General features: G+C 69.3%; 21 protein-coding genes and 1 pseudogene. 13 read left to right on the top strand and 9 right to left on the bottom strand.

Features of this window, described 5'->3' with window-relative positions; translation table 11 throughout:
• Positions 1-4: 4 nt before the first annotated feature.
• Positions 5-1,207 (bottom strand): annotated as a pseudogene (locus tag O7629_RS26710) (chromosome partitioning protein); the annotation flags it as partial.
• 589 nt (positions 1,208-1,796) lie between these two features.
• Here O7629_RS26710 and O7629_RS26705 point away from each other — a divergent pair.
• On the top strand, positions 1,797-2,063 hold the full coding sequence (locus O7629_RS26705) for a hypothetical protein (RefSeq protein ID WP_278172656.1): 267 nt from the start codon (positions 1,797-1,799) through the stop codon (positions 2,061-2,063).
• Between the two features lie 180 nt (positions 2,064-2,243).
• Here O7629_RS26705 and O7629_RS26700 read toward each other — a convergent pair whose 3' ends face one another.
• Positions 2,244-3,272, bottom strand: coding sequence for a hypothetical protein (locus O7629_RS26700; RefSeq protein ID WP_278172655.1), 1,029 nt, complete (start codon positions 3,270-3,272; stop codon positions 2,244-2,246).
• Between the two features lie 128 nt (positions 3,273-3,400).
• Here O7629_RS26700 and O7629_RS26695 point away from each other — a divergent pair, with 128 nt between their 5' ends.
• The 3 genes from O7629_RS26695 to O7629_RS26685 all read left to right on the top strand — a co-directional run bounded on the left by O7629_RS26695 (position 3,401) and on the right by O7629_RS26685 (position 7,890).
• Positions 3,401-4,687, top strand: a complete 1,287-nt coding sequence (locus O7629_RS26695; RefSeq protein ID WP_278172654.1) for an adenylosuccinate synthase — start codon at positions 3,401-3,403, stop codon at positions 4,685-4,687.
• A gap of 253 nt (positions 4,688-4,940) precedes the next feature.
• Positions 4,941-6,293, top strand: a complete 1,353-nt coding sequence (locus tag O7629_RS26690; protein WP_278172652.1) for a ferredoxin reductase family protein — start codon at positions 4,941-4,943, stop codon at positions 6,291-6,293.
• 127 nt (positions 6,294-6,420) lie between these two features.
• Positions 6,421-7,890: an FAD-dependent monooxygenase gene (locus O7629_RS26685; RefSeq protein ID WP_278172650.1), complete on the top strand. Its 1,470-nt coding sequence runs from the start codon at positions 6,421-6,423 to the stop codon at positions 7,888-7,890.
• Here O7629_RS26685 and O7629_RS26680 read toward each other — a convergent pair.
• Positions 7,884-8,750, bottom strand: a complete 867-nt coding sequence (locus O7629_RS26680) for a S1 family peptidase (protein WP_278172649.1) — start codon at positions 8,748-8,750, stop codon at positions 7,884-7,886. The genes O7629_RS26685 and O7629_RS26680 overlap by 7 nt on opposite strands.
• Before the next feature lie 164 nt (positions 8,751-8,914).
• Positions 8,915-9,235 (bottom strand): DinB family protein, encoded by a 321-nt coding sequence (locus O7629_RS26675; protein ID WP_278172648.1) that lies wholly within the window; start codon positions 9,233-9,235, stop codon positions 8,915-8,917.
• A 181-nt stretch (positions 9,236-9,416) separates the two neighbouring features.
• Between O7629_RS26675 and O7629_RS26670 the strand changes: the two genes are divergently transcribed.
• The gene (locus O7629_RS26670; RefSeq protein ID WP_278172646.1) at positions 9,417-10,637 is read left to right on the top strand and encodes a hypothetical protein; all 1,221 of its coding nucleotides are present in this window, start codon (positions 9,417-9,419) and stop codon (positions 10,635-10,637) included.
• Between the two features lie 99 nt (positions 10,638-10,736).
• On the opposite strand, the gene O7629_RS26665 is transcribed toward O7629_RS26670, so the two are convergent.
• Together O7629_RS26665 and O7629_RS26660 are read right to left on the bottom strand one after the other, a co-directional pair.
• Positions 10,737-12,041, bottom strand: coding sequence for an ABC transporter permease (locus tag O7629_RS26665; protein WP_278172644.1), 1,305 nt, complete (start codon positions 12,039-12,041; stop codon positions 10,737-10,739).
• Complete coding sequence (locus O7629_RS26660; protein WP_278172642.1) at positions 12,038-12,745, bottom strand: ABC transporter ATP-binding protein; 708 nt, start codon at positions 12,743-12,745, stop codon at positions 12,038-12,040. The genes O7629_RS26665 and O7629_RS26660 overlap by 4 nt, the downstream gene beginning before the upstream one ends.
• Positions 12,746-12,919: 174 nt before the next feature.
• Here O7629_RS26660 and O7629_RS26655 point away from each other — a divergent pair, with 174 nt between their 5' ends.
• The 4 genes from O7629_RS26655 to O7629_RS26640 all read left to right on the top strand — a co-directional run bounded on the left by O7629_RS26655 (position 12,920) and on the right by O7629_RS26640 (position 16,135).
• Entirely contained in the window at positions 12,920-14,131 is a 1,212-nt protein-coding gene (locus tag O7629_RS26655; protein ID WP_278172640.1) for a histidine kinase, read from the top strand.
• Entirely contained in the window at positions 14,128-14,811 is a 684-nt protein-coding gene (locus tag O7629_RS26650; protein WP_278172638.1) for a response regulator transcription factor, read from the top strand. The genes O7629_RS26655 and O7629_RS26650 overlap by 4 nt, the downstream gene beginning before the upstream one ends.
• A gap of 85 nt (positions 14,812-14,896) precedes the next feature.
• Positions 14,897-15,505, top strand: a complete 609-nt coding sequence (locus O7629_RS26645) for a hypothetical protein (protein WP_278172637.1) — start codon at positions 14,897-14,899, stop codon at positions 15,503-15,505.
• Positions 15,506-15,763: 258 nt separating this feature from the next.
• A complete protein-coding gene (locus tag O7629_RS26640; RefSeq protein ID WP_278172636.1) occupies positions 15,764-16,135 on the top strand; it encodes a hypothetical protein in 372 nt (123 codons plus the stop codon).
• Between the two features lie 67 nt (positions 16,136-16,202).
• Here the strand turns inward: O7629_RS26640 and O7629_RS26635 are convergent, their stop codons facing one another.
• A complete protein-coding gene (locus tag O7629_RS26635) occupies positions 16,203-18,374 on the bottom strand; it encodes a DUF262 domain-containing HNH endonuclease family protein (RefSeq protein WP_278172634.1) in 2,172 nt (723 codons plus the stop codon).
• A gap of 30 nt (positions 18,375-18,404) precedes the next feature.
• Entirely contained in the window at positions 18,405-20,525 is a 2,121-nt protein-coding gene (locus O7629_RS26630) for a UvrD-helicase domain-containing protein (protein ID WP_278172632.1), read from the bottom strand.
• Between the two features lie 262 nt (positions 20,526-20,787).
• On the opposite strand from O7629_RS26630, the gene O7629_RS26625 reads away from it, so the two are divergent.
• The gene (locus O7629_RS26625; protein WP_278172629.1) at positions 20,788-21,111 is read left to right on the top strand and encodes a hypothetical protein; all 324 of its coding nucleotides are present in this window, start codon (positions 20,788-20,790) and stop codon (positions 21,109-21,111) included.
• Between the two features lie 13 nt (positions 21,112-21,124).
• Positions 21,125-22,537, top strand: a complete 1,413-nt coding sequence (locus O7629_RS26620; protein WP_278172627.1) for a hypothetical protein — start codon at positions 21,125-21,127, stop codon at positions 22,535-22,537.
• A 35-nt stretch (positions 22,538-22,572) separates the two neighbouring features.
• Here O7629_RS26620 and O7629_RS26615 read toward each other — a convergent pair whose 3' ends face one another.
• Positions 22,573-22,965 (bottom strand): hypothetical protein, encoded by a 393-nt coding sequence (locus O7629_RS26615; protein ID WP_278172626.1) that lies wholly within the window; start codon positions 22,963-22,965, stop codon positions 22,573-22,575.
• Between the two features lie 117 nt (positions 22,966-23,082).
• On the opposite strand from O7629_RS26615, the gene O7629_RS26610 reads away from it, so the two are divergent.
• Entirely contained in the window at positions 23,083-23,355 is a 273-nt protein-coding gene (locus O7629_RS26610) for a hypothetical protein (protein WP_278172624.1), read from the top strand.
• The gene (locus O7629_RS26605) at positions 23,348-23,959 is read left to right on the top strand and encodes a DUF6879 family protein (RefSeq protein WP_278172623.1); all 612 of its coding nucleotides are present in this window, start codon (positions 23,348-23,350) and stop codon (positions 23,957-23,959) included. The genes O7629_RS26610 and O7629_RS26605 overlap by 8 nt, the downstream gene beginning before the upstream one ends.
• Position 23,960: the final 1 nt, after the last annotated feature.

Raw genomic sequence — 23,960 nt, 5'->3', positions numbered from 1 at the left:
CGGCTCAGAGCCCTTCGGCCACCGCCGAGGCGATCTTCAGCCACGCCTGCCGGAACGTCGCGGACAACTGTCCGTACCGGATCGGTTCCCCACTGTCGATGATCCGCTCGTACGGTGCCAGCAGCACCGTACGGGTGCGGGCGGCGAAGTGCCGGTGGATCGGTGCCAGGTCGATCTCCCGGCGGGACGGCGGCATGGAGATGACGGTGACCGCCTGCCGGACCAGCCGCTGCCGGCCGGTCTGCTCCAGGTGGTCGAGCATCCGGGCGGCCGGCTCGGCGGAGTCGTTGCGGGCCGACATGGTCACCACAAGCTGGTCGGTGGCGTCGATCGCCGCCTGCCAGTTCTGTGCCCGTACGTTGTTCCCGGTGTCCACGAAGATCAACTTGTAGAACCGGCTGACCACCTCGCGGATCTCGGCGAACGCGGCGGCGGTCAGCATCTCGCCGGCGGTGGCCGACTCGTCCGAGGCGAGCACGTCGAACATGCCCTCGCCCTGCGCCCGCACGTACTGCGACAGGTCGCCGACCCGGCCGTGTGACCCCTGGAACAGGCGCAGGTCGCGCAGCATGTCCCGGACCGTACGGGAGTGGAAGTCCTGCTGGGCGCGCATGCCGAGGGTGCCCTGGGTTTCGTTGTTGTCCCAGGCCAGCACGTAGCCGCCGCGCTTCTGCCCGAACGTCATGGCCAGCATCAGGATGGCGACGGTCTTGCCGGCACCGCCCTTCGGGTTGACCACGGTGACTTGGCGCAGCCCACCGAAGTTGCGGCGCACCATCTCGACGTCCCGCCGGATCTCCTGCTCGTGCTGCCCCGGCGGCAGCTTGACCAGGCCCAGCGTGGTCCGGTTGAGCGCGGCCCGGACCCCCATCGTGGCGACCGGGTTGGCCGGTTTCGCCGCCCGACGCAGGGCGAACTCCTCGGCGGTCGGCACGAACGAGTCGGGTGTCCAGCCCGCCGGCAGCTGGCTGCCGCCGGCCGGCGGGCTCGCCTGCTGGTGCGCCGGCGCGGCCGGCTGCTGCCCGGGATCCTGGTACGCGGGACCCTGTTGGGTGGGACCCTGCTGCACCGCGCCGAGCACCCCGGGCGGCACCGGGTAGCCCGGGTCGAACATCGCCGACCGTGGCGGCGGCACCGGAGCGTCCGGCCCCGGTGAGCCCGGCACCGGAGCGTCCGGCCCCGGTGAGCCCGGCCCCGGAGTGTCCGGCCCCGGTGAGCCCGGCCCGGGAGGCGATGGCATCCGGTGCACCCCGGGCGCTTCCTGGTACGGCTGTCGGGGCAGTTCGGTCACGCCCGGACTCACCTGCTGGTACGCCGGTGCCGCCGACGGTGGCGGTGACCAGGCCCCGCCGTCCGTCGGAGTCCAGTCGTCCCAGCCGGGTGTCTCGTCCCAGCCGGGCGTCGCCGTGGGCGCCGACACAGCAGGCGATGTCGCCGTCGGGCCGGCGGCCGGCGGGGCCCACGGGTCGGCGGGCTGGCCCGGCGCGGGTTCCGTCGCCTCTTCCTGAGGCTCGCTCGGCCGGCCGGGGCCGGTCGGTGGCAGCGGGGGCGGCGTCGGCGTCTGACCGGGTGGTGGGGCGGGCCGGCTGGGGCCGGGATGTGGCTGGCGGGGGTGGGTCGGGCCGGGCCGAGGTGGCGTCGGGTGCGGCCGGCCGGCAGCCTCCGACGTGGGCGTGGCCGCGTCCGTCGGCGGTACGGGCGTGAGCGGTACGGGCGCCTCCGTCGGCGGTACGGGCTGCTCCGGTGACCGCCGGGGAGCCGGCGGCACAGCGCCGGACGGACCAGCATCGCCGGCGGTGCCAGCGGCACCGGTCGAGCGGCTGGTCAATCTGCTGGGGGGCTGCGCCCACGGCGACGCGGGCGAATGCGGCAGTTCCGGATCACGGTCGGCGGGCAGACCACCGCTGCCGTTGGCGCTGCCGCTGCCGTTCGCGCCGGCCTGCCCAGTACGGCTCAGCTGGCCGTTGCCCGCCGGCCTGCCGTCGCCGGGTGGCTGGCCGTTGCCGGGCCGGACCTCGGCTCCGGACGTCACCGTCGGAATGACCGGTACGGCGATGGTCTGATCGCTGCGGGGAGTTGCCACTACTTCGTCCGGCGGCCAGAACGGCTCCTCCACCTGACCTCCGTCGGTGCCGGTCGACCGCCCCGGATCGGTGTTGTCGTGCACTGCGTACCTCCCCCTCGCCCCCCGTGGACAACCCGAGGATGTGCAGGTCAGTCGCTACTTAGCGTCGCATACCAGGTCAGTATGTGTACACGGCCCAGGCGCCCGGTTCCACCCACCAGGAGCGTTTCCGGGTCAAGCCGCCCACCACCCCGTCGTCCAGGAACGGCAGTTCGCCGTCGCGCGGGGTGACCGCCGTCGCGCGACCACGGGCCCGGCGGATCTCGATGCGTACCCGCTCGCCGCGCCACCACGACCTGGTCTTCACCGGTACCGCCACCGCCACCTCCAGCACCCCGTCCGCCGGGTCCGCCCGGGCCACCAGCTCCACCTCCGCCAGCCGGGCGTACCCGTCGGCGTTCGCCACCACGCAGGCCAACAGCGGGTCGTCGCCGGCGCTCAGCACGGCGTCATCGACCTCGATCCGTCCGCGCCAGGGTAGCGGGTGATCGTGCTCGTCGGCGGCGCCCAGCAGCGCGCCGTCCAGGGTCACCGAACCACTGTCGGTCCGCAGCAGGTCCAGCCGGCGCTGCCGGCCGCCGAGGACCGCGGCGGCGACCGCGGCCGGCTCCCGGGGCAGGCCGAGCCGGCCGGCCAGGTCGGCCGGCGGGGCGTCGCCTGCCGGGGTACCGGTTGCCGTGGACCGCCGGGTGTCGGCAGAACCGCCTGGGCCGAGTGGCAGCACCCCGATCGCCGGCAGATCCGGCAGGGTCCGGGAGTCGGCCAGGTCGGCGGGTCGCCGGCTCGGCGGCGGCGCGTAGCGGCGTACCATCCGGCGCAGCACCGCCCGCAGCTGCCCGTCGGTGGCCGTGGCGACGATCAGCCGGGTCTTGCCGTCGTCGTCGGGCCAGGTCAGACCGTCCGGCCGGGCCGGGCCGTCCAACCGGGCGAGGACGTCGTCGATCTCCCGGTCCGACCGCGCCGTCACCGTCTCGACTCGGGCGCCGGCGGCGACCAGCGCGTCCCGGCAGGTCAGCACCGGCACCCGGACCGGTTCGGCGCAGTCCGGCTTCGCCCGGGTGAGTGCCGTGCCACAGCTGACACCGCAGCCGCCGTCGCAGCCCGCGTCCGGCTGGCTGCCGAGTGTCAGCAGCACCACGTCGTACACCGTCGCCGCCTTTCGCCGATCTCTGCGGCCACGTCCACCAGGTTCGTGACCCTTGTTAGCCTGACTCCTCGGGCTTGCCACGCGGTCGCCACCTGGCACCCGAGCCCCATGGAGGCGGGTTACACAAGATGCCAGCGATCGTGCTGCTCGGCGCGCAATGGGGTGACGAGGGCAAGGGCAAGGTTACCGACCTGCTTGGCGAGCGGGTCCACTACGTGGTGCGGTTCTCCGGCGGCAACAACGCCGGGCACACCGTGATCACGCCGGACGGGCAGAAGTACGCCCTGCACCTGATGCCGTCCGGTGCGCTCTCCCCGAACGCGATGATCATCATCGGTAACGGGGTGGTGGTCGACCCGAAGGTCCTGCTGACCGAGATCGACGGACTCGCCGAACGCGGCGTGGACGTCTCCCGGCTGCGGATCTCCGGTGACGCGCACCTGATCATGCCGCACCACCGGGCACTGGACCGGGTGGTCGAGCGCTACCTCGGATCGTCGCGGATCGGCACCACCGGGCGCGGCATCGGGCCGGCGTACGGCGACAAGGTGGCCCGGATGGGCATCCGGGTGCAGGACCTGCTCGACCCCGGCATCCTGCGCAAGAAGCTGGAGCTGGCGCTGCGGGAGAAGAACCAGATCCTGTTCAAGGTCTACAACCGCAAGGCGCTCGACCTGGACGCGGTGGTCGAGGAGTACCTGGCGTACGCGGAGCGGCTGCGTCCGCACATCGCCGAGACCCGGGCGATCCTCTGGGACGCGCTGGACCGGGGCGACACGGTGCTGCTGGAGGGCGCGCAGGCCACCATGCTCGACATGGACCACGGCACGTACCCGTTCGTGACCTCGTCGAACCCCACGTCGGGCGGGGCCTGCGTGGGCACCGGCATCCCGCCGACCGCGATCACCAAGGTGATCGGGGTGACCAAGGCGTACACCACCCGGGTCGGCTCCGGGCCGTTCCCGACCGAGCTGTTCGACGCCGCCGGTGACCATCTGCGCAAGATCGGTGCCGAGTACGGCACCACCACGGGCCGGGAGCGCCGCTGCGGCTGGTTCGACGCGGTCGTCGGCCGGTACGCCGTACGGCTCAACGGCATCACCGACCTGGTCGTCACCAAGCTCGACGTGCTGACCGGGCTGGCGAAGGTGCCGATCTGCGTCGGCTACGAGATCGACGGCGAGCGGTTCGACGACATGCCGATGACCCAGACCGGTTTCCACCACGCCACGCCGATCTACGAGGAGCACGACGGCTGGTGGGAGGACATCACCGCGGCCCGCACCGAGGCGGAGCTGCCGGTCAACGCCCGGCGCTACATCGCCCGGATCGAGGAGCTGTGCCGGGCCCGGGTCAGTGTGGTCGGCGTCGGTCCCGGCCGGGAGGAGAACGTGGTACGCCACGAGCTGCTCTGAGCCGTACCCATCGGCTCTGAGCCGTCTCCGTCTGCTCTGAGCGGTATCCGTGCCTGCCCCACGCGGATCCTCAGAAAATCCTCAGATCTCCGCCAAGCGTGGCGGGGCATGCCTGCTTCATGATCGAACTGGGCCCGAACGTCCGCCGGTTGCCACAAGCGCCGGCGGCGGGGCACCCTTCCCGGTATTCGATTGATAGTAACTGATAGCAGGGAGCAAGGCAGTGAGCCGGCTGTACGGCGATCCCAATCGCGTGCGAGACGCGATGGAGGCCACCCCCACCCCGACCCCTCCGACCGGCATCCCCCCGATGACCCTGGCGCGCTGGACCCTGTGGGGTGTGCTGGCTGCCAACCTGTTGATCCTCGAAGTGGCCTTCTTCGCGTACGGCCAGGGCAAGCACCCGGTGCTGACCGTCGCCAAGTTCTTCGGCCTGCACGCCGCGATGATCATGATGCTGCAGTTGACCCTGGTGGCCCGGATTCCCTGGCTGGACCGGCGGCTCGGGATGGACCGGCTCACTGCCTGGCACCGATGGATCGGTTTCGGTCTGTTCTGGACCGTGATGCTGCACGCCGTGTTCGTGATCGCCGGCTACGCCACCCTGTACGACATGGGCTTCGGCGAGACGTTTCTGAGCCTGGCCGGGGTGACCGCCTCGCTGCTCGGGATGATCGCCGCCGGCATCATGATCGTCGTGGTCGGGGCCTCCATCCGGTACGCCCGACGCCGCCTGCCGTACGAGGCCTGGCACAGCCTGCACGTGCTGATCTACCTCGCGCTGCTGGCCGGCCTGGTGCACCAGTTCATGGAGACCACCACCTTCGACTCGGCCCCGGCCAACATCTACTGGTGGACGCTGTGGGCACTGGTGATCGGGTCGCTGATCGTCAACCGGGCGATCGTCCCGCTGTGGCGCAACGCGTACCACCAGTTCCGGGTCGCCGCCGTGGTGCCCGAGGCCGACAACGTGACCTCGGTGTACGTCACCGGCCGCCACCTGGACCGGCTGCCGTCGCGCGCCGGCCAGTTCTGCATCTGGCGGTTCCCCGGCCACAACCGCTGGTGGCAGGCGAACCCGTTCTCGCTGTCGGCGGCACCCGACGGGCGTTCCCTGCGGCTGACCGCGAAGGCCGCCGGCAAGACCAGCGCCGGGCTGCGGCACCTGAAGGTCGGCAACCGGGTCTTCATCGAGGGGCCGTACGGCGCCTTCACCAACCTGCACCGCAAACTGGACAAGACCCTGCTGGTCGCCGGTGGCGTCGGGGTCACCCCGATCCGGGCGCTGCTGGAGGAGTCGGGCGGTTCGACGGTGGTGCTCTACCGGGCGGCCAAGGAAACCGACGCGGTGCTCCTCGGCGAACTGCAAGGGCTGGCCGCCGCGCAGGGCGCGCAACTGCACGTGCTGACCGGGCGCACCGGGTCCGGCTCGCCGCCGAACCGGCCGTTCGACCCGGAGAACCTGCTCGCCCGGGTGCCGGACATCACCGAGCGCGAGGTGTTCGTCTGCGGGCCGCCGGCGATGACCACCGCCGTCGTCGACAGCGTCCGGGCCATCGGCGTGCCGAACGCTCAGATCCACGCCGAACGCTTCGGCCTGGGCTGAACCCTGGGGCTCAGCCCTTCCTCAGAGAATCCTCAGATCTTCATCACGCGCCGTGTCCGGTCGCGGCCAGATGATCGTAGGACCCGTCGGCGGGTCGGCGGGTTCGACCCGGAAGGGCGCATCAAGGGTGAGCGACAGCGACGGCACCAACGCGATCGTGATCGGGGCGGGGATCGCCGGTCTGGTCACCGCCCGGGTGCTGAGCGACCACGTCGATCGGGTGACGGTCCTGGAACGGGACCGGCTGCCCGACGACGCGGTGCCACGCCGGGGCGTCCCGCAGGGCCGCCACGGCCACCTGCTGCTCGGGGCCGGTCGGCGGCTCCTTGACGGCTGGTTCCCCGGGCTGACCGGGGAACTGGCCGCCGCCGGTGCCGTCCCACTGCACGGCGCCGACCTGGTGTGGCATCAGGGCGGCGGTTACCGGACCCGCCCCGACCTCGGCTTCCTGACCATGTCGGCGAGCCGGCCGCTGCTGGAGGACACCGTCCGCCGGTGCCTGCTACGGCAGCGGCGCAACGTCACCGTCGTCGACCAGACCGCGGTCGACGGGCTGGTGGTCGCGACCGACCAGATCGCCGCGGTCCGGGTCGACAGTGCCCAGGTCGACAGTGCCCGGATCACCGGGGTCCGGGTGGACGGCGTCGAGCACCGGGCCGACCTGGTCGTCGCCTGCACCGGGCGCAACACCCACTTTCTGGACCAGTTGGCCGAGCTGGGCTTCCCGGCACCCGAGGTCGCGGCGGTACGGGTCGACGCGGCGTACGCGTCACAGCTGGTCCGGCGTGGTCCGGACGACCTCGACGGTGCCCTCGCGGTGGTGGTCGACGACCGGGCCGGCGGCCACCGGACCGGCACCATGGTGCCGGTGGAAGGCGACCGTTGGCTGATCACCATCGGCTCCCGGCACGGTGAGGTGCCGCCGAGTGACCCGGGCGAGTTCGAGACCTTCGCCCGGGAGCTCCCGTCGTCCACCATCGCCGATGTGCTGGCCAAGGCCGAAGCGCTCAGCCCGGTGCTGACCCACCGGATCGCCACCGATCAGCGCCGGCAGGTGGAACGGCTGCGGCGTACCCCGGCCGGATTCCTGGTCCTGGGCGACGCGATCTGCAGTCTCAACCCGATCCACGCGCAGGGAATGACGTCCGCCGCGCTGCAGGCCCGGGCGTTGGACCGGGCGCTGCGGCGGTACGGGCCGACCTCGCCACGGCTGCCCGGTGCCTTCTACGGTCGGGCCGGCCGGGCGGTCGACGTACTGTGGCGTACCGCCGTCGGAGCCGACTTCGCCGACCCCCGGACCACCGGCCATCGGCCGGTCGGGACCGGCCTGGCCAACCGGTACCGGAGCCTGGTGTCGCGAGCCTGTCACACGTCGCCGGTAGTGGCCCGGCAGGCGCTGCTGGTGCAGCATCTGCTGGCCCGGCCGGCGTCGTTGGCGACTCCGGCGATGATGCTGCGGGTGCTGCTGGCCAACCGACGTCGGCCGGGCCGGCCACCGGAGAGCACGCTCTCCGGCGACCGGCCCGGCCGCAGTCCGACCACTGGTGGCGGCCGCCGGTCGCGATCAGCGGCGACGGCCACCCGGGCCGATCAGTAGATCGTCACGTCGTACTCGTTGACCGCCTCGCGGACCGGCTGGTAGAAGGTCGTGCCGCCGGTCCGGCAGTTGCCGCTGCCGCCCGAGGTGAGGCCCAGCGCGGTCGATCCGGAGTAGAGCGGGCCGCCGGAGTCGCCCGGCTCGGCGCAGACGTCGGTCCGGATCAGACCGCGGACGACTCCGCTGCCCAGGTAGCGGACCCGGGCGTTGAGCGCGGTGACCGTACCGCTGTGGGTGCCGGTGGTCGAACCGGTGCGGGTCACCGACTGCCCGACGAAGGCGTCGCCGACGCTGAACCCACCCGGGTGGCTCTGCGCCGGGTTGTCGTAGCGGACCAGCGCGTAGTCGTCGCCCGGGAAGCTGTAGTCGATGGTCGGGCCGATCAGGTTGGTCTGCGCGGAGTTGCTGTACCAGGTGCTGACCACCTCACCGCAGTGCCCGGCGGTGAGGAAGTAGTAGGTGCTGCCGCGGACCGCGTTGAAGCCGAGTGAGCACCGGCCGCCGCTGCCGTAGATCGGGTCGCCGGACGAGACCAGCCGGGTGAAGACACCGGACGTACGCTCCACCCGGATCGCGCCGGCCTTGCCGCGCGCGGTCCGCCGGATCTTGGCGATCTCGGCGCGGGAGACGCTGGTGTCGGCGGTCACCACGACGCGGCCGGAGGCGCTGTCGACGTGCCAGGCGATCCCTTCGACGCCGGAGGCTTCCACCAGGTCGCTGACCTGGGCTAGTTCGCTAGCGGTGTAGACGACCGGGGCGGCGGCACCGGCGGATGGCAGGGCGAGCGCGCCGGCGGTGAGTACGCCGACGGCGACGGCGAGCAGCCGGGTTGCCCGGCTGGTCGTGTGGCTGATCCGCACTGTTCCCTCCTGAATGGGACTGGGGATCTCAGGCTTACTGGATATTGACAGTTTTGTTGGATGTCGATGTTGATGCAAGCGCTAACATGTCAAGATTACTTAGACAATAGCCAATATGAAAAACAATTCTGACAGTTGTCTGACTTGGCGGGGTCCCGCACTGGTCAGAAGGTGGTCCGGTCGGCGTCGGTGTCGGCGAGTCGGTCCAGCATCGTCGTCCAGGTGGTACGCAACGCCCGCAGCCAGCCGATGGTCGCCGCACCGCTGCCCGGCCAGCGGATGTCCGCACGGTCGTGGGGTGTACGGCTCTCGACGTGGTCAATGGCGACGGTCCACCACCAGCCGATGTGCCAGGTGGGCCAGGCGATCGTCGGCACCGGAGTCGGATCCGGTTCGCTGTCCGCCCAGTCCGGCACCCAGCCGCCGTCGCCGGACGGCCGCAGCGTCCAGCGCACCGGTGCCGGCTCGGCGAGCGAGGACGACATCGGGTGATCATGTCACCGTCAGTCTGGTGTCCAATGAATTACTGACACTGACCGTCTCTTGCTTGAACTTGCGACCATTCCGCAACTGTGGATCCTGGTAACGTTTCAAGTCGGCACAGATCGATCTATTTCGATCTTGGTGTTCATTGTCTCGATCCAGTTCTCGTTGAGAGGATCACGGATGTCCCGTCCTGCCCGCCTCACCCGACGCGCCCTCGTCGCAGCGGTCACCGGCGCCCTCGTCGCCACCCTCACGCCTGGCACCCCGGTCGCGGCCGCCGACCGACCCTTCACCTACCAGGTGACCCCCGGCACCGCGCAGTGGCGCGCGTTGAGCAGCCATCAGGAGATGGTCGACGCCGTGCAGATGCCGGACAAGACCGCCGCCGCCCTGCGGACCCCGCTGCTCGTCGACGCTGTCCTGGCGTACCCGCTGCTGCCCGACGCCCTGGCTTTCGACAGCGTCCAACACGGCTTCGAGACCGTCACCGCCCGCTTCACCGGACTCCAGGAACTGCTCCGTCGCCCGGACGCCGGCCAGGAACTGCTGAAGCGCTACCGGACCCTGAACGTTGCGCCCCGACCCGGTGAGACGCTCGATGACGCTGGCGACCGGGTCATGACCGCGTGGAAACTGGAGACCATCCTCGCCCAGCCGCAGGTGCTGGCCACCCTGACCACGGCACAGTCCACGGAGTTGCTGCACGTCGGACTCGCCGTACACCGGGCCAAGCAGGCCGACGCCGCGACGTACGGCGAGGCCGGCCTGGAACCGACCGCGGTGCTGTTGGGCCGCGCGCTCGCCACCCGGGAGAACTGGGACTGGTCCCGCTCGGAGCTGCTGCGCGAAGGCCTGCAACTGCGGCCGGGCGCGGTGGAGACCACCGTCGCGGCCGTACGGGCACACCTGGCCGACCCCAGCGTCGCGCACCCGGTCAGCGACGGCCTCGGCACACTGGACTACGCCAGCACCGTCTACACCCCCAACGGCTCGGCGGTCTCGGTGATCACCATGACGTACGAGCTGACCAGCGCCCAGATCACCAGCGCCAACAACTACGTGGCGACCAACTATCCGTCGGCCACCCGGGAACGCAACGCGTCGCGGAAGTACAACTGCCACTCGTACGCCTGGTACAGCACCTCCAGCGCGAACGACCGGTGGATGAACACCCCCGGGGACGACCGCTACTGGCAGGACGGCAGCTACACCCGCTGGCAGGTGCCGTACATCTGGTTCGCCAACATGAAACTGTCGTACGCCAGTGACGACCACTCCGGCATCTGGGTCGGCACCGGCAACTACGTACGGTCGAAGTGGGGCCAGCTCGGCCTGATGTACCACTACTGGAACTACTCCCCGTACAGCAGTGCCACCACCAACTCGTACTTCCCGTCTTGACCGACCCGCGGAGCCTGAGTAGCAGCAGCGACGTGCCTGGCGGGAACGGATCCCGCCAGGCACGTGGTGCATGCCGGCCGTCGACCGGCCCGGTCGCCGCTACTCGTAGCGCAGCGACTCGACCGGGTCGGCCCGGGCCGCCCGCGACGCGGGCAGGGTGCCGGCCAGGAACGCGATCGCCATCACCAGACCGATGATCACCATGATGGAGATCGGCTCGAAGGCGATCAGCGTCAGTCCGGGCAGGTCCGCCAGGAAGCCGCCGGCCAGCGCGCTGCTGATCGCGGTGCCCGCCGCGATCGCCAGCACCGCGCCGATCGCGCTGCCCAGGAATCCGATGACCGTGGCCTCCAGGCTGAACAGGCCGAACACCTTGCCGGAGCCCATGCCCATCGCCTTCATCAGGCCGATCTCGCGGGTGCGCTCCTGCACCGACATGAACAGGGTGTTGACGATCCCGAAGCTCGCCGCCAGCAGGGCGATCACCGCGAAGGCGTTGAGCACCCAGACGATGCCGTCGATGACGGTCCGGAACGCCCCGAGTTGGTCGGCGACCGTACTCCCGGTGTAGCCGGCATCGGCCAGCCGATTCTTCAACGCGCTGATCTGTTCGTCGGTCGCGGCCGGGTCGAACCAGATGCTCGCCTGGGCGTACCGCTGCGCCTCGGCGGCGGGGATGCCGGTGTTCTGCGCGTCGAACAGCGCGTCGGTCAACGCGTCGTTGGGCACGACACCGTCCCCGGTCGCCAGGGTCTCCTCGGCCACCCCGACGATCGTCGCCTCGATCACCTGCTGGGTGCGCTGCGCGTCGGTGACCGCGATCGAGACGGTCTGCCCGACTGCCGCCGCGTCGTCGGCGAAGCCGAGCGGTTCGACGTACGACGTCGGGAGCGCGAGCTGCAGTTGCGACGACGAGCTGTCCGGCTCGGCCCCGGCAGCCAGCGGGGTCCGCTGCCCGGCGACCAGCCCGCCCACGTTCACGACGTACCGCGTGCCGTCGCCGACCTGGATGTAGTCGGCGCTGATCGACCTGGTGGCCTGGACGTCGAGGACGCCGTCGATGTCGGCCAGCGTGTCGATGTCGGCCGGGGTGAGCGCGACGACGGTCTGCCCGGGTGGCCCGTCCTGCCCGCTCGACACCCTGTCCGGGTCGTACTCGGCCGGCCCGCTGTCGGCGGTGCCGAACCCGTCGCCCTGCTCGGAGGTCTTCACGACCGTCATGACGTCAGAGGCGCCGATCGCGGTCACCGTGTCGTCGATGTAGGCGTTGATGCCGGTGCCGAGCCCGCTGGTCAGGGTCAGCGTGAACGCGCCGATGAAGATCGCCAGAATCGTCAGCAGCGTACGGGTCTTGGACCGGAAGGTGTTCGCGGTGGCCGAACCGACCAGGTCGGAGATCTTCATGCCGGCACCGCCGCCACCGCCGCTGAGTCGCCGACCAGGTGGCCGTCCCGGACCAGGATGCGGCGGTCACAGCGCGACGCGAGCTCCTCGTCGTGGGTGACGACGATCAGGGTGATGCCGTGCTGCCGGTTGAGGCCGAAGAGAATGTCCTCCACCACGGCGCCGGTGGCGGAGTCGAGGTTGCCGGTCGGCTCGTCGGCGAAGATGATCCGCGGATTGTTCACCAGTGCCCGGGCGATCACCACGCGTTGCTTTTGCCCGCCGGAGAGGTTCGCAGCCTTGTTCTTCGCCTTGTCGGCGAGCTCCAACTGCTCCAAGGCGGCCATGCCGCGCCGTCTGCGCTCGGTGCGCCCCACGCCGGCGATTTTCATCGGCAGTACGACGTTGTCGAGCACCGAGATGTTCGGGGTGAGGAAGAACTGCTGGAAGACGAACCCGAACGTCTTGTTCCGGGCCTGGTTGAGCCGGCTGCCCCGCAGCGTACGGGTGTCGACCCCGCCCAGCGTGATCGTGCCCGACGTCGGGGCGTCCAGCAGCGCGAGAATGTGCATCAGGGTCGACTTTCCCGATCCGCTCTTGCCGAGGATCGCGACGCTCTCGCCGTCATGAATGTCGAAGTTGACGCCTTTCAGCGCGTCGAAGCTGTTCGCGCCCCGACCGTACGTCTTCCGTACGTCGACAGCCGAGATGACAGGGCTTTCCATCGGACTCCTCGTATTCGCCGAACAGGCCGCTTTCCGGCCCATGTCTTTCATCGTTGCCGACGGCCGGGCCCGGCACGTCACTCTGGGGCGGGCACCTGCGTACCGCGTTCGCGGTATCGGGGATTACCGCGACAGGTGGACCTGCCTGGTCACGGCGGCCGGCAGACTGGGGCCATGACGACCACTGCGGCGGGGCCGGTGGACCCGAGACACCGGCGTCCGCGCGTACCGCCGTGGGTCGGTGACCTCGTCGCGGCGGTGATCATCGTCGCCACGGCGCTCACCCCGTTCAAGGTCCCCGAGCACGAACAGGCCGGACCCGTCACCGTCGCCCTGGCGATCGTCCCGGCCGTGCTGCTGCCGCTGCGGCGGCGCTGGCCGCTGCCGGTGCTCGCCGGCTGTATCGCGATCTACGGTCTGGTGGCGGCCACCGGAGCGCTGGAGCCGGGCGTGGTACTCGCGGTGTCGATCGCCATGTTCGGGGCGGCGAACCGTACAGACCGGCGGACCACGCTCACCACGGCCTGCGCCGCCGTCGTCGCGACGACCCTGCTCAACCTCCTGACCGCGATCGGGAGCGTGTTCGATCCCCGGGCGTTCCAGGTCATCGTCCTGGTCGCGTTCGCGGCTGCCGCCGGCGACGCCACCCGCTCCCGTCGGGAGTACCTGCTCGCCATCATCGAGCGCGCCGAACGCGCCGAACAGACCCGCGAATCCGAGGCGCGCCGACGGGTGACCGAGGAGCGGCTGCGGATCGCCCGTGACCTGCACGACGTCGTCGCCCACCAGATCTCGGTGATCAGCCTCAACGCTGGGGTGGCCTCGTCGGCGCTGCAAACCCGCCCCGACCGGGCCCAGCAGGCCCTCGGCGTCATCCGGGGCGCGGCCCGGACCGTGCTCACCGAGATCGGCGACCTGCTGCGGGTGCTGCGGACCGAGGACGACGACCCCGCCAACGGGGCGGCGACCGCCCCGCAGCCCGGTCTGCACCGGCTCGACCAGCTGGTCGCCGGCTTCACCGGGGCCGGCCTCAACGTGTCGCTGCGTACCGAAGGGGACCTGTCGGCAGTCAGCGGCGCGGTCGACGTGGTCGCATACCGGGTGCTCCAGGAAGGTCTCACCAACGCCCACAAGCACGGCGCCGAGCATCGGGCCCACGTCCTGATCGAGGTCGACGCCGATCGGATCCACGTGGTGGTCACGAACCCGGTGTCCGGTCGGTCTTCCGACGACCGGCCCGAGGTGCCCGTGCCCGGTAGCGGGCACGGACTGGTCGGCCTGCGGGAACGGGTCGCCTCGGTCCGCGGCGTCGTCGAAACTGGCCTGTCCCCGGGCGGCTACCGGCTCGCCGCCACCCTGCCACTGCCCAAGGAGGATCCCCGGTGACCAGCGTGCTCGTCGTCGACGACCAGCCACTGATCCGGCAGGCCGTGACCGACATCCTGAATGACCACAACGAGATCAGCGTCGTCGGCGAAGCCGTCAACGGTACGCAGGCCGTCGCGCTCGCCGGGTCGCTGCGTCCCGATGTCGTACTGATGGACATCCGGATGCCGGAACTCGACGGCATCGGCGCGACGGCGGCCATCTGCGCGGACCCGGCGCTGGCCGGGACCCGGGTGCTGATCCTCACCACGTTCGAGGAGGACGAGTACCTGGTGGCGGCGCTGCGGGCCGGCGCGAGCGGCTTCATCGGCAAAGGGGCGGAGCCGGAGGAGATCGTCCGGGCGGTCCGCGCGGTGCACGCCGGCGACGCGCTGCTGTCACCCACCGCGACCCGCAGCCTCATCGAGCGGTACGTCCTACCAGGTCCCGCACCGGCCACGGTGAGCCGGCCGAACCCGGCCAGCGAGGCGCTGGACCAGTTGACCGATCGGGAACGCGAGGTGCTGCTGCTGGTCGCGCGCGGCCGGTCGAACCAGCAGATCGCCCAGGACCTGGTGATCTCGCCGCACACGGCGAAGACCCACGTCAACCGGATCATGACCAAGCTGTACGCGCACGACCGCGCCCAACTGGTGATCCTCGCGTACGAAAGCGGCCTGCTCACCCCCGGCCTGACCTGAGTGCCGAGGTGTCTGTCGGAGATCTTGCACCGGGCTGCCCGGGTCCGCCTTGTGATCCGTGGACCGGCCCACCTACCGTATCGATATGTCCCGATCATTGTTGTTGGTGGGGCGGGGGTGCCTGCCGAGCGGGGTACGGGCCGCCATGGTCGTGGCGGCCGGCACGGCGCTGTCGTTGCTCGCGGTCGCTCCGGTGCGGGCCGCCGACATCATTCCCCAGGCCTGTCCGATCGAGGAGACCTACGAGGTCTGGTCGCCACAGAAGGTCTGGATCTCCACCGACACCGCGAGCGACTGGCAGACCGGTCCCGGGTCCATCGACTTCACCGGTAGCGGCACGATCGACATCTCGGTCACCACGTCGGCGAGCTTTTCGGTCTCGGCCGGTGCTCTTGTCGCATCGGCTGAGACCACCTTCGGTGTCGACCTCACCGTCGGCTCGAGCCACACGACCAGCTGGAGCCATTCGATCCCGCTGTCGTCCGGTGTGACGTCCCGACTGGTACGGACGAAAGAAGGCCGGCTGTTCGGCTTCAGGAAGCACCGGCTGAACACCAACTGCACGGCCACCACGTCGGCTGACGCGGTGGCGTACGCCCCACTCGCGTCACACAGTTCGAACTACTACTGCTGGAAGCGGGACGACTACCCGGCGACGGCCTGGTGGTATCCGAACCCGCAGGGCGGGTGTTAATAAGGGGTGACGTGGGGAGACATGGGTAGGCTGCCTGCCGCCTTGGGCCTCGCTGCGGTCCTGGCATGCGGCGTCGCAGGGTGCACCGGCGACTCGGACGGCCCGGATGGCGGGGCGCCTACGCAGTCGTCGTCCGTAGGCCTAGCCGACGACGATCATCGGGGTGACGCCCTCGAATGGGCCGGGCGCGGCAGCCAGCACAGCTCACAGCTGGAAGTCAGCCAGAGCCGCTACGACGGCCTGGTCGTCTTCCGGAACGTGACAGGCTCTCCGGTCCAGCTGATCTCCGTCGAGATGGCGGCAGATGACTCGGCGGTAGTGAGCGTGGACCGGGTCGGCCTGGTGGCACTGGTGCCGGACCAGGCCGACGGCGTCGGCCTCACCGACCGGTTTCCTCCCGTGTTCGCACCTGGTCTGACCGCCGTCGACCCGGCCTCGGCCGAGATCCTGCCGAGTGACTCCAGCCGGGAACGCTACTCTGCCGTATTCAAGATCACGGCCGTCCAGCCTGGCCTGTGGGAGGCCCCACCCGTCACGGTGACCTACCAGTCGACCGGGGGCGCTCGCTCGATCGACTTCCCGCACCGGCTCACCGTCTGCGTCGAGCCCGCCTCGACAGCCGAGTGTTGAGGCGGGCTCGACGGGCGGTCCCCACCGTGGAGCTGATGATCTCGCTTACCCGGCGAGCACCCGTCAGCTACCGGCGGACCAGGACAACGGTTTCGTCGACGATTTGGGCGCGCGTCGCCTGGTAGCCACCGGCCGCGATCGCCTTGCTCAGCGAGTTGGACTGCGAGTACCAGTACCCCGAGCCGGTGCGGGCCGACGGTGCCAGTGGACCCCCGATGACGGTTTCCAGCTCGTCGAAGGTGACCGGCAGCGATTCCGCGTCCTGCTCCAGAAGCCAGTCGGTCAGCGGCCGGTACTTGCCCGTCAGCGCGATGGACTGGCCGGGAGCCGACTCCTCCTCGGTCTCGTTGACTCCCTCGGCTGGCACCTTCTCCTTCTCTGCCGTGGCCAGGGCCGCGACGGCGGCGCTGACGGCCGGTGCCGGCCAGATCTGGATGATCCGCTCAATGAACTCGGCGGTCCGCTGGCGGATCTGCTCGACCTCCCAGCTGTGCGGTGCGGTCAGCACGATATCCGCGTTGATCTTCAACGTGGTGTGTTTCTGGAGCTCGGTCAGCTTGCCGGTGTCGGCGGCACCGACCGACTGGGCCTGCTCGTCGGTCCATGGCCGGTTGGACAGGGACGGGTTCAGCTTGTTGTTGACCAGGGTCAGGTTGCCGATGGTGTGCAGCAGCTTGTCCCGCTCAGCGGCCAACTCCTCGGTGAGCCCGGCGGTCCAGTACGTCCGCCACCCCTGCGGCAGCAGGTGCTCGATGGTGAGATTGCGTGGGCAGTGCGGCTGCTCGGCCTTGGGGGTACGCCGGTGCTCCTCGACTGCTTCCAAAACCATTCGTAGCCGGGCCCGCAGCAGCGTCCGGTAGACCGGCGCGGTGGTGAGCGCATCGCGTACCTGATCGTCGGAGGGCCAGAACCGGGAGTCGGCCCGCTGTCCGGCAAGGAAGGTCTCGGTGACGTCGCCAGCGGTCGCCGGGCCGGTCTCGTCGAGCTTGCGCAGCAGGTCGAGAGTCAGCCGGTTGATGTCCTTGCTGGTGAGCCGGCACAGCGCCCGGCGCACCAGCCAGCTTTCCAGCGCGGCGAGGGCCTTGTCCCGCTGGACGGTGGGCAGCTCCTGGTCGGTCCAGCGCAGCAGCCACAGCAGGACCGGGGTGACCACCGCCGAGTCCATCGCCTGCAGCACCCGGTAGCGGAACCTACCGACAGCCGAGTCGGCCGGCCACTTGTCCAGGGCCGCATAGCTGGCGGCGTCGCGGGACAGGTCGGCGAGCAGCGCCGGCAGGTCGAGCTGCTCCGGCGCCGGTAGGTGCTCCTTGAAGGACAGGTAGAGACGGTCTGCCGGCACCTCCCTGAGGGTCCGGGTGATCAGCCAGTGGTGGAGGAAGATGTCGATCCGGGGCACGTACTGCCGGCCACGGGCGACGCGCAGCCGCCAGTGGTCGGTGTCCAACTGCTCCCAGTGCTTGCGGTACAGGCCAGCCACGTCGAGTTGCCGCAGCTGCGCGATCTGGAAGACCAGGTTCTTGATCAGGTCGGCGGCGAGCAGCGGCATGCCCCGGCTGTTGAGGCTCTCGAAGATCACCTGCGCGTTGTCGCCCGGCTCCAGCTGGATCACCACGAGCTTCAAATGGTCGCGCAGCGCCTGGGTCAGCGCCTGCAGTCGGGTGGTGGCCTTGTCCGGATCACCGGTGACGTCGGCCCACTCGGCGATGGCGGTGACGAAGAAGTCGTGGCCACGCACCAGCGCGGAGCCGGCCAGCTCCGCGCCGAGCGTGCCGTCGCCGTCCATGGCGGCCCGGAAGGCGTCCTGGTCGCGGTCGGTCGGCCAGACCTTGTACGCCTCCGACGGGTCCTGCAGGATCGCGGGCTGGTTGCGGACCAGGACCTGCAGCGCCTGAGCGTGCAGGGTACTGCCGTGCTGCTCGGCGACCCGCTGTGCGGCGTTGAGCATGAGCTGCAGGGTGGTCAGCCGCTGCTGACCGTCGATGACCTGGCGCATCGTGAGGAAGCCGGGTGGGCCGGCGGGCTGATCGAGCACGATCGCGCCGAGAAAGTGCGGGGCGACCGGCGGGGCACCGTAGCTGGTCGGTGCGGTCAGCACGTCCTCCGCCACCCGGGCGACGTCTTCCCACAGTGGAGCCCACTGGTCCTGCTCGTTCCACACGTACGGCCGCTGGAACAGCGGCACGACGTGCCGGACCTGATTGCCGAAGATCGCGGTCGGGGTGAGGGTGTGTGCCTGCATGTCGGGGTGCCTCGCGGGGGTCGATGGTGGTCAGTGGGTGGGCTGGGCGTCGAGGAACGGGCTGGGGGCACCGGCGTAGGAGACGTAGAGCGAGTCCCGGGCGCGGGTGCAGGCGACGAAGAGCAGGCACCGTTCCCGCTGCAGGTCGTGCCGGTGCGCAGTGGGGTCGTCGTCAGCGGCGGTGATCGTCGAGCGGGCCGGCATGGTGTCCGCGTCGACGCCGATCGCCGCGATGCAGCTGAATTCGAGCCCTTTCATTGCGTGCATGGTGCCGACCCGTACCGCGTTGGTCTTGGTCGCGGTGGGGGTGCTGACCGGGATGCCGGCGGTGCCGAGCCGGTCGCGGGCGGCGCGGGCGAGGTGGCCGTTGCGTGCGGCGACGGCGATCGCGTGCGGCTCGACTCCGTCGCCGATCCAGCTGCGTACCTGGCTGACGAGCTGGTCGTGCTCGGCGTCGCGGTCCGGGTGACCGGCCACCCGAGGCCGGCGGCCGTGCATCGGGGACCGGTAGCCGGCCAGGTTGTCCGGCTGGTCGTCCAGCCCGGTCGGCTGTACGCCGGTGAGCAGCCGCACTGACCAGGCGAGGATCTCCTGGGTGGTGCGGTAGTTGATGGTCAGTTTGCGGCTGCGTCCCCGGATCCCGACGCCGAGGCTGCCCAGTGAGACGTGGTTGTCGTAGATGCGCTGGTGCGGGTCGGCGACGATGAACAGGTCGTCGGGGCCGGCGGCGACGGCGGCCCGCAGCAGTCGCCACTGCGCCGGGTGCAGGTCCTGGCCTTCGTCGACGATGACGTGCCGGTACGGGCGGTCCGGCCGTTCGGCGAGGATCTTCGCCGCCTGGTCGGCCAACTGCAGGTGGGTGTGCTGCTCCTGTTGTCGCAGTACGTCGGTGACCTGCCGGATCGCTTCCCAGACGGCGAGCCGCTGGTCGGCGCGCAGCGGCGCGCCCCGACCGTGTCGGCGGGCGGCCAGGTAGCCGGCCGGTTCGGTGATGCCCTGGGCCAGGATCACCTGTTCCCATTCCCGCTGCAGGAAGGTGGCGCTGTGCTGTCCGCCGGTGGCGGCGGCCGCCTGCTCCCGCAGCGGCCGGGTGACGGTTTTGGCGTCGGCGATGACCGGCTGGCGGCCGAGGGCTTCGGCGACTATCCGGTAGGCGAGCCGGTCGACGTTGAGCACGTCGATCTGGTCGCGGACCGCAGGGTCGTCGGTGAGCAGGCCGAGTTGCCGGTCGAGCGCGTCGGCGAGGTTGCGGGTGAAGGTGGTCAGCAGCAACCGGCCCGCGCCGCCGGCCATCCGTTCGGCGAGGAACACCGCCCGGTGCAGCGCGGTCACCGTCTTGCCGGTGCCGGCGCCGCCGGTGACCAGCGCCGGTCCGGCGTACGACGGGCGATGGGCGATCTCGCGTTGCGCCGGGTGCAGGAAGACCCGCCAGGCGTCGAACGGGTGGGCGAGGATGCTGGCCAGTTCGTCGGGGCCGGAGACCAGGTGGAACCGGTCCGGGGTGCGGGCGGCGGCGGCGGTCAGGTCGTCCGGGTCGACCGGCTCGGCGGGGGTGCTGGTCGGCAGGTGCGCGCTGACCTCGGCCCACACCTGCTCCGGGGTGTACCCGGCGGCGAGGCCGGTGAGGGCGTCGTACTGGGCGGCGGGCAGCAGGTTCGCCAGGGCTTCCAGGTGCGCGTCGGTGGTGAGCAGCCGGACCAGGGGCAGCACGTCGGCATCGATGCCGAGTCGGATCAGGTCGGCGTCGTTGACGCTGGCGAACAGCATGCTCGGGTTGGCCCTGGCGGCTTGCTGCAGGGCCGGCTCGATGCTGTCGAGCGCCTGCTGGTTGCGGACCTCGAGGACGCCGAGGGCCTGGTTGACGGTGAACCGGCGGCTGCTGGCGTACTCGATGGCGTCGTCGTGGGGCAGGACGGTGAGCAGCAGGAACTCGTCGCCGCTGGTCGGGGCGAGTACGACGCCCCGATAGAACTGGGTGATCCGGATGGTGCGGATGCGGGAGTCCTTGGCGTTGGCGAGTTTCTCCAGGTGAATGCCGGCGTGAGTATGTGCCGCGAACTTGTCGATCACGGCGGAAACCGATTTCTGGACCGGTTTCTGCAGCTTGGCGTAGTCGGCAAGGAAGTCTTTGGCGATACCGAGCTTGGCCACTGTCAGATCCCCTGTCGACTGTCTTGGGAGATTCCACTAACCTGCACGCCTGCGTTCGCGGAGAGCCCATGTTACGCAGCGGCTCCGGGCTCAGGAAACGACGAAAGGTGCAGAGTGGAGGCACGTACGTATGGAATGGGCCGTTCGGACACTTCGCACCAAACTATCGACGATGGTCAGCGCCCCGAGTCGGCTACCAAACCGTGACGGACCAGCCGGCGGTGCCGACCGAAGGCCAACTGGTGACGGTACGAAACCGCAGGTGGGTGGCGGCGCAGGTGATCCGCAGTGCAGTCGCCAGCGCCGAAACCAGCGCGGACACTGGCGGTTGCGGGAGATCCACGTCGAGATCGACGAGGCGATTGCCGAGGCGTACGGCTGGTCCGACCTGCGGCTCAACCACGGCTTCCACGAGACCCGGCAGGGCGCCCGCTACACCATCGACCCGGCGGTGCGGGTCGAGATCCTTGACACACCACGCAGGTCAACCAAGTCGGTCCCGCGACCCCGAGGGCCACAGGAGCCGGAGCCGCTACTCCCTGCCTTCGACGACGCCGTGTTCCCCCGCCCCGACGCCCTATTCTGATTCTGGAGTTGAGATGTCACCAAAGCGTCCATCCCGTATTCGTCGCGAGTTGCTGATCAACGGTCGACGAGTCCGCATATCCGACCTCATGGAAGCCGAGTTGCTGCAGCCTGGGCAGAAGCTCTACTACACGCCTCGCTACGGTGAGCCGCCGTACGAATCCGTCGTAACGGACCGTGGGAATCTCCGGCTGGCTGACGGTCGGGAGTTCTCCACGCCTTCAGCGGCTGGCGCTGCTGCTGCTGACATTCGTGCTCTGGCCGGTTGGTCCGCTTGGAGAGTGAGCCCAACCGGAGCCTCGCTGCACGAGCTACGCCAGCAGTTGCTCAAGGCGGTTGCCGAGGAGGTGGCATCCGAACATCAGGCACCTCCGGAGGAGGCAGAGGCCGCGCGTCGTCGTTTCGAGTATCTGGAAGAGGCTCGTGCCAAGGCGGAGGCGGGGAAGCCGCAAAGCTTGACCGTCCGTGAGTTCATCCGGCTATGGGGCGTCGAGGACCGTGATCGTGAGGCCAGCGCCCGGATCGATGCAGATCTCGCCAACCATGGACTGGTTACCGTCCCCGATTTCCGAGCGGTCGGTCTGCATCTCACCCTGCGGCTAGAGACGCCGAATGAGAGCGATGAAGCGCCGGTGAAGGTAGCTGACCACCGTGCCCCTGAGCGCGACGAGTCAGCCGACGACACGAACGACGAGGACAGTACGGACATCGGCCTGACGTTGGGTAACCTGCTGCAAGACGACAGCCCGCTGGTCTCGGTTTCTCCCTCGGCAACCTTCGAGGAGGCAATCACGGCCATGCAGATCAACGACTATTCGCAAGTCGCGGTGTTGGCGAACCCGTACACCGTGCACGGTGCCGTTTCCTGGGAATCGGTAGCTGCGGCGAAGCATCGGGACCCGAACGCGACGTTCAATGACGCCATCGATCGGCGGGCAAAAGACCGAGTCTTTGACTATGACACACGCCTCCTTGACGTTATTGGCACGCTACGGCGAGACGGCTTCATCTTTGTCCGTGATTTCGAAAGAAAGATTACCGGTATTATCACGGCTGCAGACGTTGTCCACAAATATGACGAGACGGCGACTCCCTTCTTCTTGATCGGCGAGATCGACCAGGAGCTTCGCCAGCTGTTGCAGAACACTTTCGATGAAGACATGATCAGGGATGCCTGTAGTGCCGCAAATCAGCCCTTCAGGTCCTTGAACAGCATGTCCGTCGGTCAGTATCAAGCGGTCCTGGACAACCCAAGCTGCTGGGCACAACTGGGTTGGCCGTTGGATCGCAAACTGTTCATCAAGCGCCTCGACGAGCTTCGTAAGGTGCGTAACAACGTGATGCACTTCAACCCGGACCCGGTAAAGCCAAGCGAGGTGAGTAAGCTTCGCAATTTTCTGCGCATCGTCCGCCGGTACAGCAAGTAGTCGTGATCGTGTCCGCTTGCCGGTCGCCGACTCAGTCAGTCGGTGCGGCCGTGCATCTGGATTCCTCCGAAGACGTCGCGGGCCTGGATGACGGTGCCTTCGACGTCGCCGGAAACCTGGTTGGTCACGGAGTCGTCGCTGGAGCCGGAGGTGCCCACTGCCCGCCAGAGCGCGATCAGTTGGCGAGCGAACTCGGGGTCCCGTTTGGCCTCCTGTCGCAGCAGCTCCACGGCCTGGGTCGTCTGCGCGGGCTGGACCTGCGTAGACAGTGTGCCTTCGACGATTACGAGGTCGGCTGGTCTCGACTGGAAACGATTGCGGATCAGCTGCGCCCACGACTTGACGGCGTTGCTGCCGCCCTGGGCGACGGCGGTCGTCGCCCAGGTGACGAGTGCGGAGACGACGGTAACCATGATCGGTTCAGTCACCGGAACTCCCAATCTGAGGATTATCCCTATTGGCGACATCGGGCACGAAAGGAGCTTGATCCAGATTTCTCGATGTTACCTTATGTTACACCGGCAAGCGAGCCTTGGAAGGTCATCATGAGTGGATCAAAGTGGGAAGCCGATCCGACAGCCACCCTGATCAGGCGCTGGGGCAAGTCCGCGCATGAGCTCGGGACGACCTCTGGCGACACGAGCTGCCCAGATATCTGGGAGCTATCCAACGGCGACATCGCAGTGATCGGCCATGATCTGACCGAGACCTACCACCAGCAACTCCCAGAAGGCGTGTCGATCGATCCAGGTGAGCGCCTTGTGATCATCCCTCGTTCGACGATGATCGCGGCAAGGGCGGACATACCTGATGCATGAGATTCTCGGCGGTGACCCAGGTGAGCTGCTGACACTCGACGACTACCTGACCGACTTCTACGAGCACTTCTGGCGGATAGAGTCGGTCGGCTTCTGGAAGCTGGAGCGGCAGCAGTTCTTCAAGGAGCCCGGCAACAAGAGTTGGGAGGCTTTCATCGACGGTCGGTGGGATGAGTCGCTTCGGCTGATCGACGAGCAGCGCGACGACTTCGCCGACTACTACGGTCGGATCGCGCGCCAGGGCTTCGTCAACCGGCGGGTGCGGGTCGTCGAGAAGCCGATCATCCCGTACCTGCAATGGGAGCTGCACCTGCTCCGGCTCCGTCAGGAGTACGGCGGCTTGACCAACGTCGTCGGTCCGGAGCAGGTCGCTCCGTACGAGAACGGGGGTCCGCTGCCGGAGATCTACACGCTCGGTTTCGACGTGATGTACGAGGCGGTCTACGACGACACGGGTGTGCTCGCCGCCGCCCGTCGCTTCACCGACCCTGAGCTGATTGCCCGGTGCCAAGGTCTCATCGAAGGGCTCTACAACCAAGGCGAGCCGCTGGACACGTTCTTTGATCGGGAAGTGGCCACACTGGAGCCGCCTACGGGAACATGAG

The sequence above is a fragment of the Solwaraspora sp. WMMD792 genome (assembly GCF_029626105.1).
Taxonomy (GTDB): domain Bacteria; phylum Actinomycetota; class Actinomycetes; order Mycobacteriales; family Micromonosporaceae; genus Micromonospora_E.
The sequence above is the reverse complement of the archived record's forward strand: the minus strand, read 5'-3'. Positions and strand labels throughout refer to the sequence as shown.

What these genes read in the sequence shown, in the direction of transcription:
- O7629_RS26635 (WP_278172634.1), bottom strand. Translation starts at nt 18,374, where the DNA reads ATGCAGGCACACACCCTCACCCCGACCGCGATCTTCGGCAATCAGGTC.
- O7629_RS26660 (WP_278172642.1), bottom strand. Translation starts at nt 12,745, where the DNA reads ATGGAAAGCCCTGTCATCTCGGCTGTCGACGTACGGAAGACGTACGGT.
- O7629_RS26610 (WP_278172624.1), top strand. Translation starts at nt 23,083, where the DNA reads ATGAGTGGATCAAAGTGGGAAGCCGATCCGACAGCCACCCTGATCAGG.
- O7629_RS26645 (WP_278172637.1), top strand. Translation starts at nt 14,897, where the DNA reads ATGTCCCGATCATTGTTGTTGGTGGGGCGGGGGTGCCTGCCGAGCGGG.
- O7629_RS26695 (WP_278172654.1), top strand. Translation starts at nt 3,401, where the DNA reads ATGCCAGCGATCGTGCTGCTCGGCGCGCAATGGGGTGACGAGGGCAAG.
- O7629_RS26670 (WP_278172646.1), top strand. Translation starts at nt 9,417, where the DNA reads ATGTCCCGTCCTGCCCGCCTCACCCGACGCGCCCTCGTCGCAGCGGTC.
- O7629_RS26675 (WP_278172648.1), bottom strand. Translation starts at nt 9,235, where the DNA reads ATGTCGTCCTCGCTCGCCGAGCCGGCACCGGTGCGCTGGACGCTGCGG.
- O7629_RS26655 (WP_278172640.1), top strand. Translation starts at nt 12,920, where the DNA reads ATGACGACCACTGCGGCGGGGCCGGTGGACCCGAGACACCGGCGTCCG.
- O7629_RS26665 (WP_278172644.1), bottom strand. Translation starts at nt 12,041, where the DNA reads ATGAAGATCTCCGACCTGGTCGGTTCGGCCACCGCGAACACCTTCCGG.
- O7629_RS26605 (WP_278172623.1), top strand. Translation starts at nt 23,348, where the DNA reads ATGCATGAGATTCTCGGCGGTGACCCAGGTGAGCTGCTGACACTCGAC.
- O7629_RS26620 (WP_278172627.1), top strand. Translation starts at nt 21,125, where the DNA reads ATGTCACCAAAGCGTCCATCCCGTATTCGTCGCGAGTTGCTGATCAAC.